This window comes from Campylobacter sp. RM12640, assembly GCF_020137595.1.
Classification (GTDB): domain Bacteria; phylum Campylobacterota; class Campylobacteria; order Campylobacterales; family Campylobacteraceae; genus Campylobacter_E.
The window spans coordinates 23555-35864 of sequence record NZ_JACGAU010000011.1 but is presented as its reverse complement, the minus strand read 5'-3'; the positions used below and the strand labels follow the sequence as shown (position 1 = coordinate 35864).

Genomic DNA, 12310 nt, shown 5'->3' with positions numbered 1-12310 from the left:
AGAGGAATTTAAAACAGGAATTAGAATGATAAAAGTAAAAACAAAAGCTGAGCTAAAAGCACTTTGTGATGATTTGAATGCTAATTTGCAAGATATTGATACGAGTTTAATTACAGATATGAGTGAGCTTTTTAAGGATAGCCTTAGGAGTGATTTTAGCTTTATAAACCATTGGGATACTAGCAATGTTGTTAATATGAACTCTATGTTTGAAAACTGCGTAAATCTAAACGAAAAGCTTGAAATTGATGTGAGTTCTTTAAGATATACAGATAAGATGTTTTATAACTGCACTAATTTGGATTTAAACAATATAAGTTTTAAAAATTTTGATATTGCAAATCTTTTCGTATCAAGCGGAATGCTAGTTGGATGTATTGGTAGGGCTGAGTTTATTACAAGGTATCTTAAGCTTGATTATCAAAATTATAAAATAATGCCAAAAAATAGATATGAACTAGAATTCATCCTAAACGATAACACCATCCCGCTAAATCTTATTGATACGAGCAAGATAACTAATACTAATTCAGCCTTTAAATATAGTGATAGGACAGATTTTAATGGGATTGAGAGCTGGAATAATATAAATTCTTATACTTTTAATAATTCTAAGGCAAGTGACGAACTTTTAAAAACTTTAAATATTGAAGTTTGTAAAAAAAATTTTAAATACATACCCGCAACAAAAGAAGAATTAAAAGAACTTGTAAAATATGAAAATATTTATCTAGGAGATATTGATACAAGTTTAATAACTGATATGAGTTATTTGTTTTATAAAACTAATCGTAAAGATTTTTCTGGAATAAATGAATGGAATACAAGCAGTGTTATAAATATGGCTGGTATGTTTTATGGTTGTATTTATTTTAACGAAAGCCTTAGTTTTGATACGAGTAATGTAAGAGATATGAGCACTATGTTTTGTGGATGCGCTAAGTTTAATCACAAACTTAATTTTGATACTAAAAAAGTGAAATATTTTTCTAGTATGTTTGATAATTGTAGTAGTTGCACACAAACTTATGAATTTAATTGCAATAGTGTTAGAGATTTATCTAAGCGTGTTAATGGGGCTTATTATACTTTTGTAAATACTTCTGCAAGAATTTTACAAATTGTTTCGGAAAATTAATATATTTAATAAAATTAAAAAGAATTTAAAATAGGAATTAGAATGATAAAAGTAAAAACAAAAGCAGAACTAAAAGCACTTTGCGATGATTTGAGTGCTAAATTACATAACATTGACACAAGTTTAATTACAGATATGAGTGAGCTTTTTAAAGATAGTCTTAGGGGTGATTTTAGCTTTATAAACCATTGGGATACTAGCAATGTTGTTAATATGAACTCTATGTTTGAAAACTGCGTAAATCTAAACGAAAAGCTTGAAATTGATGTGATTTCTTTAAGATATGCAAATAAGATGTTTTATGCTTGTAATAATCTTGATTTAAAAAACATTAGCTTAACTAACTTTGATATTTTAAAAGTTTTTGAATGCTATTCTATGATAGATGGATGTGTTAATAAGAGTGAGTTTTTGTTTAGTAATTTAAAATTAAATATTAAAAACGCCATAGTAAGTCCTAAAAATAAAGCCGAATTAATGCTACTTGTATGTGATGAAAGTTTGCCTTTGGCTATGATTGATACTGCAAATATTTATGATTTTAGAAATCTTTTTGCGTATTCAACTAGACAAAATTATGATGGATTATGGGAGCTTAAAAATAAAGCTTTTAAATCAATGTTTTATAAAAGTAATTTTTATAGCGATAAAATAGATGTGAGTGCTTTTTTAGACCCATTAAAAAAACTTTTAAATACTTTCCAAAAAATAAAAAAGAACTACAAACTTTAATCGCAAATCCAGCTATCAAGCTTAATGAGATAGATACAGGGTTAATTACCGATATGAGCGATTTATTTGGTGGTAGGGCTGATTATGAAGGGGTAGGCGAGTGGGATACTAGCAATGTTGTTAGTATGAGTAGGATGTTTGCTAATTGTGTTAATTTTAATGAGCCTTTGTATTTTGATACTAGAAATGTTAAAAAAATGAATTATATGTTTGCTAATTGTAAGCATTTTAATCAAATAATAGATTTTAAAACTCCTAATCTAAAGACTGCTAGGGGGATGTTTTATGGTTGCACAAGGCTTAATAATGATATTAAAATAAATCTTGAAAAAGTAAAAGATGTGAGTAAATTTTTTAAAAACTGCACTCATTTAAACACTTTAATAAAACTTGATTTAAGCAGTGCTACAAATATTAGTGAGATGTTTTCAGGATGCAAAAGGCTAACAATAAAACCTGATTTGGTATTAAACAAAAGTGCAAACGATATTAATATTTATAAAGCTTGTAAATTTTAATTATATGGACAGAATTTTGACAACTTATATGCTATAATGCGAAAAATTACAAGAAAGGAGAATAAATGAAAGTTATATTTTCTCTTATGGGGGGGGGTATTTAGATTATCTAATATTATCACTTCTTTTTAAATATCTTAAATATTTCTCATTTGTTTTCAAAGGTACTTAGCAATGTTAAATAATTTTCCATGCACTTCATGTGGGGCATGCTGTAAGAGTATAAATGGCGTTAAAGAGCTTGAAAGCTTTAGTCAAAATGGTATTTGTATTTATCTAACAGATGATAACACATGTGAGATTTATAAAAATCGTCCTATGATTTGTAGGGTTGATGAATATTATAAAAGGTTTTTGTATAAGCATATGAGTAAGGCTAAGTATTACAATGAAAATATAAAAGTCTGCAATGCTTTACAGAATAAATTAAATTTAGATAAAAAATACAAAATTAATTTAATTAAGGAGATTTAAAATGCCAATTCCATTTATTTTAGGTGGTATAGCAGTAGCAGCAGGTGCTTTTGGAGCAAAAAAAGCTTATGATGGACATTGTGACAAAGAAGAAGCAGATAGGTTAATTAAAGAAGCTAAAGAAATATATGAAAATGCTGAAAGGTCTTTAATAGATACAAGAGATAATTGTAATTTAGCATTTGAAGAATTAGGAAGACTTAAAATTAATGTATTTACTAAGAATATAAAAAGATGGAAAAATACAGTTGATAAAATTAGCAACAGACCTATGAAAGAATTTGATACTAAGACAGAGAATTTTGTTATAACAAGTAGTATATTTAAAGAAATAGAGCAAACAATTATAAGCTTTAGTGAAATTGCAAGTAGTGGCATAGCTTCACTTGGAGCAGGCGCATTAACTGGAATAGGAGCTTATGGTAGTGTAAGTTTATTTGCAACTGCTTCTACAGGAACAGCTATTTCATCATTAAGTGGTGCAGTAGCAACGAATGCAACTTTAGCTTGGTTTGGTGGAGGAGCTTTATATGCTGGAGGTCTTGGAATGGCAGGTGGTTTAGCTATACTAGGTGGTATTACGGCTGCACCTGTTCTTGCACTTGGAGGGTTTTTATATTCTAAAAAAGCAAAAGAGGCTTTAGATAATGCTACAAGTGATTATTGTGAAGTTTTGGAAAAAGTTGAAGAAATGAAAACTGCAAAAGCAACAGCAAAAGGTATTGAAAACATTTTAAAACAAATCATTAAAGAACTAAATAGGTTAAATGGTCAATTTATTCAAATAATTGTTAAGTTGGAATATTTAGTAAAACAAGAAACTGATTATCATAAATTTAATGATGAGGAATTGAGTTTATTTAACTTAAGTTCAAATATGTTTAAAGTAATCTATGATCTTTGTAAGGTAGATGTTTTAAGTGAGGATGGTGAAGTAAGCAGGGAGATTAAGCAATATTTAGATCAAGCAAGGAAATTTAATACTAAAAAATAAAGGTTTAATAGTTTTATTTTAAAGGGATTGAAATGACACAGAATATATTTTTTGATGAATTAATGCAAGAATTAGAAACTCAAAGCTTATCTAGATTTGGGTTAAATATTTTTAACGTAAATTCTTACGCTGCTTATGTTGAAAGCTCAAAACTCACAACATATATGCAAAAAACAGTAGAACAGCATGGAAAAAATCCAAATGGTTTTGGACAGATGTTTGAGACTTATGAAGTAGGTTTTGAAAATATTAAAAATGCTTATAATAATGATAAAACTAGGGTTTTTACTACAGATGAACTTGATGAAATAAGAAAACTTAACAATGAAAAAAATTTTAAATTTAGCGATACTATAAGAGCTAATTATAGTGATAAGGAAATCAATAGTATTTCAAATAACTTAAAACTTGATGAATATGCTAAAACAAATCATACTTTAGTAGACATAGTAGGAATTGATAAAAATGGTAATATTGTTAAAAAGGAACAATTAAAAGCTATTAGTGATAGTATTTTTTCCAAGAGTTATGATAAGTATTTTAAAGCAGGCATTAAAGTGAGAGTTGATGAAGAAACATACAAGAGAGCTGAACAAGAAATTGAAAAATCAAGAGAAAAAGCAAATAAACAAAATAAAAACCAAAAAGAAAATTTATATAAGTTAAAAGTAAAAGAAGATAAATTTAAACAACTTATCAAAGGTCAAGATAGAAATAATGCAGGGTATAGTGATAAAATAGATGACAAAACTGGTTATACTGATGGAGAGAGTGCCTTAAAAGAAAGCTATATAATGCAAGCTAAAACCGCAGGAGTAAATGTTTTAGAAACAGGATTTAGTAATTCTTATACCGCAATACTTAATGTTTTTGCTAGTGGAAGTGTTTATGAATTAAAAGATGAATTTATTTTAAAAAATCATGAAGATTTTTCAATTAGAATTAAAAGAATTTTAAAAAGAGTTTATGAAGTTGGTTCAGATAATTTTGTAAAAGGTGCTAGTTACGGAGTAGTTGATACGCTTATGATCATTATTTCTCAATACTTAAAAGCAATTGGAGGTAATTTAAAAACTATTTGGACAAATTTGAGAAATAGCGCTAAGTCTGTTTATAATGCAATTTATCAGTTTATTAAAGGGCAAATTAAAACTTATTCAGAATTAATAAGAATAATCTTAAAAAGCTTATTTTCTGCAATAATAGTTGGTTTTGGAATTGCTTTAGAACAAAAATTAAGTATTTACGTAGGTAATACACTAGCTATTGCTATATCTATTTTAATCTGTTCCGTAGGAGTTGCTACATTTGTTCAAAGTTTAGATTTAGCAATTAATGGTTTTTTAGCAATTTGCGCAAAAGCTGATGTAGCAAAAAAAAGAAGAGAAGAAGTAGAGGCTTTATTTAATGAAGTCATGCCAAAAATGATAGAAAATAGAAAATCACTTGAAAAATATTTAGATAATTATATAAGTAACTTATCTACTAAAAGCGATTTGTGTTTTAACGATTTAGTAACATCCTTATCTTCTAGCAATTACAAAGTAGCAAATGACAATATATGCAAATTAGGAGAAATTTATGGTGTCAGGGGTCTTTTTAGGACAAATAATGAATTTGTTAATTTTTTAGACAGCGATAAACCTTGGTGCTAATTGACAACATAATAAATAAAAAGAATTTGAAATAGGAATTTCAAATTCTTTTATATGGACATATTTGAGACTATGCTTTTGCTATGATATAGCAAATTTTTAAAGGAGATACTATGAAAGATAATGATGAAATAATTAAAAAAATCTATAAAAAAGCTGAAAAAGGTAGAGATTATTTAAGAATGAAGAGTTATTTATTAAATCATTTAATAAATGAAATGCTAGAAAATTTTAAAGACAATGAAACACTTCAAAAGATTAAAAATGATTTAGATAATTCGGCTGGATATTTTTATTTTAGTATTAATCAAAGTAAAGATATAAAAGAAGTGCTTAAACAAGACACTTTAGCAGCTAAATATCATAATCTGTGGTTTAAAACCGACTTTAATACAAAAGATTATAATGATATTTTTTGCGTTTGCCTTGCTATTTATGAGTATTTAGAAGATAAAAATAATCAAAGCAGAATTAAATTATATGAATTAAGAAAAGAATTAGATAAATATTATGATAACCAAGGCTCTAAAGATGAATTAATCAAAGTATTTTTAGAATATTTTAATATTTGTGATTTTTCTTTATTTAATAACGATGGCAGTTTAAATGATGAAATTATTATTAAATGTAACGATTGTGAGCAATATATAAAAATCATTGAACAAAATCTAGAAAACAAAGAAAACGAGCTTAAAGAAAGCATAAAATATAAATTACAAAATCGCTTTAAAGAAATCAAAAATATAAATTATGATCACATAATAACAGATTTAAGCCTTATAAATCGTATGCTAGATGATGATACTTGGCTAAATGAAAGTATTTATAAGCTATTAGTTTTAGAAGATAAAAATCAATTAATAAAAATTTCTAATTATATTTCTAGGCTTGATACTGAGCTTAAAATACAAACATTACAAAGATTAGAGCTTGAATATTTATTAAATGCTACAAAAGAAAGCATTACTAGACTTGAAGAAACTTGGAAAGATTTTGAAGATAAAGATTTTGATTTTGATGTAGATCTTTTAATCAATGCTTTAGAACAGCAAAAAAATATTGCAAGGAATAATATTTTTTATTATGAAATACTAGATAGACAACAAATACTACTAAACGAAGCTATATCTAAAAAGCGCTTTAAACCAAAAACTAAAGATGAATTAAGAGAACTAATTAAAGACGACAGAGTATCGTTAGCTAATATTGATACTAGCTTAATAACTGATATGAGTGGTCTATTTGAAGGTAGTGAAAGAATTAATTTTGATGGTATAGAAAATTGGGACACTAGCAATGTTACTAATATGAATGATATGTTTTTAGGTTGTAAATATTTTAATAAAAAGCTTAATTGGGACACTAGCAATGTTACTAATATGAATGATATGTTTTTAGGTTGCGAACGCTTAAATAAATTAATCGAGTTTGATATTTCAAATGTGCTTGTTGGTAATGGTATCTTTTACGCTTGCAAAAGACTTAAGCCTACAAATATAAGACTTAAGATTAAAAACTAAAGGAGATTTTATGAAAAAATATAAGCCAAAAAATAAAGAAGAATTGCAAGAGTTAGTAAGAGATGAGAGTGTCAATTTAGGAGATATTGATACTAGCTTAATCACTGATATGAGTGAATTGTTTGAAAATAACATTAGAAAAGACTTTAGCGGGATAAATGAATGGAATACTAGTAATGTTACTAATATGAGTGCTATGTTTTTTAATTGCAAATATTTTAATGAAGCTTTGAGTTTTGATACTTCAAGTGTTGTTAATATGAGCTATATGTTTGCTTTTTGCGAGCGTTTTAATAAAACAATTGATTTTAATACTTGTAATGTAGAAGATATGGGGAATATGTTTGATAGTTGTAAAAATTTTAATCAGGCTTTAAATTTTAATACTTTAAAGGTTAAAGATATGAGCTATATGTTTAAAGGATGCTATAGATTTAATCAAATGCTAGAGTTTGATACAAAAAATGTAAAAAATATGGATTTTATGTTTTTAGAATGTAAAAGTTTTAATCAAATGTTAGATTTTGATACTTCAAGTGCTTTTAATTTAGATGATATGTTTTTGTTTTGTGATAATTTAGAACAAGAGCCTAAATTTTATACTGATTATATGGATGAAAAGCAAAAAAGATATGAAGAATTAAAGAATGGGTTTGAAGGATGAAGGAGTATAAATGCCAATAACACCAAAGCCAAGTAAATTTATTTGTAAAGATTGTGGGTATTCAGTGGTGATAATTCATAAAAGCGATTGCCTAAGTGCAAATGATTTACCACCATCTAAATGCCCTAAATGTAAAAATAGTGTTTGTTATGACAGAAAAAGAGCTAATACATTTGATATAGCTTTAGCAAAATTAAAGGAGATTTTATGAAAAAATATAAGCCTACCACAAAAGAAGAATTACAAAACTTAGTAAGAGATAATGATATTTATCTAGGCGATATTGATACGAGTTTAATTACTGATATGAGTGAATTATTTTATAAAAGTAATAGAAAAGACTTTAGTGGGATAAATGAATGGGATACAAGTAATGTAACTAATATGAGTGCTATGTTTTTTAATTGTAAAGATTTTGACCAATATTTAATTTTTGACACTTCAAATGTAGTTGATATGAGCTATATGTTTTATGGTTGTAAGCAATTTAATCAAGCTTTAAACTTTAATACTTCAAATGTAATTACAATGTATGGGATGTTTATAGATTGTATTAATTTTAATCAAGCTTTAAACTTTAATACTTCAAAAGTTACAAATATGAGCTATATGTTTGCTAATTGTAAAAATTTTAATCAACCACTAGATTTTGATACCTCAAAAGCTCAAAATATCAGTTATATGTTTTTTGCTTGTAAGAATTTTAATCAACAATTAAATTTTGATACTTCAAATATAGTAAATATGCGTAGTTTATTTAGTGGTTGTATTAAATTTAATCAAGTTATAAACTTTTATACTTCAAATGTAATTGATATGAGTTTTATGTTTAATAATTGTAAAAAATTTAATCAACCATTAGACTTTGATACTTCAAATGTAATTGATATGAGTTGTATGCTAGTAGGGTGCAAAAACTTTAATCAACCATTAGACTTCGATACTTCAAAAGTTACAAATATGAGTGGTATGTTTGGCGGTTGCAAGAAATTTAATCAGGCTTTATACTTTGATATTTCAAAAGTTACAGATATTAGTTATATGTTTTTTGATTGTGAAAACTTTAATAAAACTTTAAACTTTGATACTTCAAATATAGCAAATATGAGTAGTTTATTTAGTGGTTGTATTAAATTTAATCAAGTTGTGAATTTTAATACTACAAATGTGAAAGATATGAGTTTTATGTTTAATAATTGCAAAAAATTTAATCAACCACTAAATTTTGATACTTCAAATGTAACTAATATGTTTTCTATGTTAGCAGGATGTGAAAACTTTAATCAACCACTAAATTTTGATACTTCAAATGTAACTAATATGAATAGTTTATTTAACAGATGTTTTCAGTTTAATCAGCCTTTAAATTTCAACACCGAAAAAGTTATAGATATGGGTTATATGTTTTCTGATTGTAAGAATTTTAATCAACCATTAGACTTTGATACTTCAAATACTCTTAGTATGCGTAATATGTTTAGAACTTGCAAGAAATTTAATCAGCCTTTAAATTTCAATACTTCAAATGTAACTGATATGGCTTGTATGTTCTATGATTGCGAAGATTTTAATCAAGCTTTAAATTTTAAAACTTTAAAAGTTAAAAATATGAGTTCTATGTTTTATAATTGTAAAAACTTTAATCAAATTTTAAAATTTACTATCTATAAAGTTGATTCTATGATTAATATTTTTGATGGTTGTAAAAAATTAGAACAATTACCTACGTTTTACACAGAATATTGTAAGAGAAATAATAATAAAGAATACAGTAGTATAGGTATAGCACAACAAGTAGAAATTGAAACAGAATTTTTACATTTTTTAAAATAGCAAAATGTCAATAACACCAAAGCCAAGTAAGTTTATTTGTAAAAGTTGTGGGTATTCAGTGGTGGGTAATTCATAAAAGCGATTGCCTAAGTGCAAATGATTTACCACCACCTAAATGCCCTAAATATAGTGTTTGTTATGAAAGAGCTAATACATTTGATATAGCTTTAGTAAAACGCAAGGAGATTTTATGAAAAAATATAATTTAAAAATAAAGAAGAGTTACTATAAAACAACAAATTCGCTTGAAGTAAATTAAATATTTTTATTTATATTTTAAAAATGATTAAAATTGTAGTTATTGGTTTTAGTAAAAATTACTATAAAATCAGCAAATTAAGTATTAAATCATTATCTTAAATATTTAATCTTTACATAAAAAAATTCCTAAAATCAAATATCAATAATTATTATGAGTTGATTTTAGGTTTTTTGTAAGATTTATTAATTCATTTAGTTTTATATTATTTAACGCTAGGAAAAATCTAAGATTTTTTGGCACTTTTGCTAGTCTATAAGCGTCTTTTTGCTCTTTACTAAGCTTTGTAATAGCCTTTAAAAAAACCATAAAAAATCCTTTATAAAAGCAAACACAAACACAATCAGTCCTAAAATAAAGCTCGGCTTCGTTGTTTTTATTTAGCTGGTTTTTTAGCTCTAATTTTTGCTTTGATGAGCTTACAAAACCTAGTTTTTTAATAGCTTTATCTAAAGAATTTTCATCTTTACAAAAATAAATTCCTTTATAAACCAAGCTATCTTTACATATTTTACTCTTATCAAATTCTAAATATTTTAAAGTATTTCTTATGCCATTTGCGTAGTGTTTTACAAAATCATTTGCATAATTTAATCTAATTTCGTTTCTTTTATATTTGGTATTAAAATTACTTTCATCTTGAAAATATCCATAATTATTCTCATTTAAATACAGCATAATTTCATCTTTGCTAGTATTAATTAATGGGCGAATTATTTTATAATTTTTCCTTGTATCAATCCCGTTAAAACCCAATAGATTGCATAATCCTGCACCTTTTATAATTTGCATTAAAAACCACTCAAACCTATCATTTAAATTATGAGCTACTATCAAATTATCATAATCTTGCATTAATTCATCAAAAAAGTCATATCTATATTTTCTAGCATTACTTTCAAAATTATTATTATCAAGATTTACTTTTTTAGTAAAGATTTTTTTATTATGAGCTTTTGCTAATTTTATAGCGCTTTGCTCTTCGTTATTTGAATTAATTCTAGTCTGATAATTTACAAGGCATAAATCAAACTCACAAAGCTCTAAAAGTGCATAAAAAAGTGCCGTGCTATCAGTCCCGTGTGAAAATGCTAAAAGGTTTTTTTTACCTTTTAGCTCTTCTAAATATTCAATTCTCATAGCGTCTAATTGCAGTTGCTATTAGTGTTTTTTCATGCACTTGAGTGATTTTACAAACTATTAAATCACCCACTTTTAGCTCTCCTATCTCACTTTCATTTATTAAGATTTCTCCATCTATATCTCTATCAAATAAAAGCGGCTTAGCACCTATAAAAAACTCGCCTTCGCTAGATTCTCCTAAACAACTTGCGATTATTTCTTGATTTAGCATTTTTTCAAAACTTGCATTGATTTTAGCATCTACGATTTTTTCAATCTTTTTTAGCCTACTTTTAATAGTATTTGCATTGATTTGTTGCATTGAGTAAGCGGCGGTATCTTCTTCTTTTGAATAAGCAAATACGCTAATTCTATCAAAATCAAATTCTTTAATAAACTCGCATAAATCTTCAAAATCTTCTTCACTTTCTCCTGGGTGTCCTACGATAAAACCAGTTCTTAAAAAGCTATTAGGAGCTGCTCTCATTTGCTCTAAAAAGCTAATAGCCTTAGCCTTATCATAGCCACGCTTCATAATTTTTAATAATTTATCGCTTGAGTGTTGAAGTGGCATATCAAAATAATTCACAAATACTTTTGAATTAATTATTTTAGTGATTAAACTAGGCTTAATTGAGCTTGGGTATAGGTATAAAATTCTAGCAGCCTTTATGCCTTCAATTTTTTCAATTTCTGAAATTAAATTCTCTAAGCCATCGCTAATTTTTAAGTCTTTTAAATAAGAGCTTGTATCTTGAGCAATGAATGAAAAATCATAAAATCCCCTAGCAACTAAGCCTTTAACTTCAGCTACTACATCATCTATTGGACGAGATTTTAACTTGCCTTTAAATGTAGGAATAGCACAAAAGCTACAGGTTTGATTGCAACCTTCAGCGATTTTTATATAAGCGTGAGTATTTGAGCCTGTTATTACTCTTTGAGTATTTGCGTCTTGTAAATATACAAAATCTCTAAATCTACTTTCACGACTTGCTATTAATTCATCAATTTTTGCATATTCGCTAACTCCTGCAAATAAATCAACTTCGGGTAATTCTTTAACTAATTCATCTTTATATCTTTGCATTAAGCAGCCAGTTACTACTAAAATTGAGCCTTTTTTTCTAATTTCGTGTAGTTCTAAAATAGCATTAATACTTTCAATTTTTGCACTTTTTATAAAGCCACAAGTATTTACTATCAATACATCAGCTTCACTTGCTTCATTAGTAATTTCATATTCTTTTAAGCGACCTAGCATAATTTCACTATCAACTAAGTTTTTATTACAGCCTAAACTTTGTAAAAATAATTTCATTTAAATTCCTTTTAAAAAAGCTATTATCTTAATAAATTTTAGCTAAGATTTGCCTTTAAAATACAACTACGGAGCAAAAT

Annotated in this window: 13 protein-coding genes; 11 read left to right on the top strand and 2 right to left on the bottom strand. The window is 26.4% G+C overall.

Annotated elements, in window-relative coordinates:
* Window positions 1–25: 25 nt before the first annotated feature.
* From AVBRAN12640_RS05600 to AVBRAN12640_RS05550, 11 genes are all read left to right on the top strand, one after another.
* Window positions 26–1138 carry a BspA family leucine-rich repeat surface protein gene (locus AVBRAN12640_RS05600; RefSeq protein WP_250325167.1) on the top strand — a complete coding sequence of 371 codons (1113 nt, stop codon included), beginning with the start codon at window positions 26–28 and terminating at the stop codon, window positions 1136–1138.
* Window positions 1139–1180: 42 nt separating this feature from the next.
* The gene (locus AVBRAN12640_RS05595; protein WP_336612968.1) at window positions 1181–1870 is read left to right on the top strand and encodes a BspA family leucine-rich repeat surface protein; all 690 of its coding nucleotides are present in this window, start codon (window positions 1181–1183) and stop codon (window positions 1868–1870) included.
* The gene (locus tag AVBRAN12640_RS05590; protein WP_336612971.1) at window positions 1816–2388 is read left to right on the top strand and encodes a BspA family leucine-rich repeat surface protein; all 573 of its coding nucleotides are present in this window, start codon (window positions 1816–1818) and stop codon (window positions 2386–2388) included. Before AVBRAN12640_RS05595 ends, AVBRAN12640_RS05590 begins: the two co-directional genes overlap by 55 nt.
* A gap of 174 nt (window positions 2389–2562) precedes the next feature.
* Window positions 2563–2862 carry a YkgJ family cysteine cluster protein gene (locus tag AVBRAN12640_RS05585; RefSeq protein ID WP_336608877.1) on the top strand — a complete coding sequence of 100 codons (300 nt, stop codon included), beginning with the start codon at window positions 2563–2565 and terminating at the stop codon, window positions 2860–2862.
* 1 nt (window position 2863) lies between these two features.
* Entirely contained in the window at window positions 2864–3856 is a 993-nt protein-coding gene (locus AVBRAN12640_RS05580; RefSeq protein ID WP_336608878.1) for a hypothetical protein, read from the top strand.
* A gap of 32 nt (window positions 3857–3888) precedes the next feature.
* On the top strand, window positions 3889–5511 hold the full coding sequence (locus AVBRAN12640_RS05575) for a hypothetical protein (RefSeq protein WP_336608879.1): 1623 nt from the start codon (window positions 3889–3891) through the stop codon (window positions 5509–5511).
* A gap of 113 nt (window positions 5512–5624) precedes the next feature.
* A complete protein-coding gene (locus AVBRAN12640_RS05570) occupies window positions 5625–7031 on the top strand; it encodes a BspA family leucine-rich repeat surface protein (protein WP_336608880.1) in 1407 nt (468 codons plus the stop codon).
* 10 nt (window positions 7032–7041) lie between these two features.
* A complete protein-coding gene (locus AVBRAN12640_RS05565; protein ID WP_336608881.1) occupies window positions 7042–7695 on the top strand; it encodes a BspA family leucine-rich repeat surface protein in 654 nt (217 codons plus the stop codon).
* Window positions 7696–7705: 10 nt separating this feature from the next.
* Entirely contained in the window at window positions 7706–7906 is a 201-nt protein-coding gene (locus AVBRAN12640_RS05560; RefSeq protein WP_336608882.1) for a hypothetical protein, read from the top strand.
* Window positions 7903–9528 carry a BspA family leucine-rich repeat surface protein gene (locus AVBRAN12640_RS05555; protein ID WP_336608883.1) on the top strand — a complete coding sequence of 542 codons (1626 nt, stop codon included), beginning with the start codon at window positions 7903–7905 and terminating at the stop codon, window positions 9526–9528. Before AVBRAN12640_RS05560 ends, AVBRAN12640_RS05555 begins: the two co-directional genes overlap by 4 nt.
* 47 nt (window positions 9529–9575) lie before the next feature.
* Window positions 9576–9722: a hypothetical protein gene (locus tag AVBRAN12640_RS05550; protein WP_336608884.1), complete on the top strand. Its 147-nt coding sequence runs from the start codon at window positions 9576–9578 to the stop codon at window positions 9720–9722.
* A 206-nt stretch (window positions 9723–9928) separates the two neighbouring features.
* Here AVBRAN12640_RS05550 and tilS read toward each other — a convergent pair whose 3' ends face one another.
* Both tilS and rimO read right to left on the bottom strand, forming a co-directional pair.
* On the bottom strand, window positions 9929–10927 hold the full coding sequence (tilS, locus tag AVBRAN12640_RS05545; RefSeq protein ID WP_336608885.1) for a tRNA lysidine(34) synthetase TilS: 999 nt from the start codon (window positions 10925–10927) through the stop codon (window positions 9929–9931).
* Window positions 10917–12230: a 30S ribosomal protein S12 methylthiotransferase RimO gene (rimO, locus tag AVBRAN12640_RS05540; protein ID WP_214118089.1), complete on the bottom strand. Its 1314-nt coding sequence runs from the start codon at window positions 12228–12230 to the stop codon at window positions 10917–10919. Before rimO ends, tilS begins: the two co-directional genes overlap by 11 nt.
* Window positions 12231–12310 lie beyond the last annotated feature (80 nt).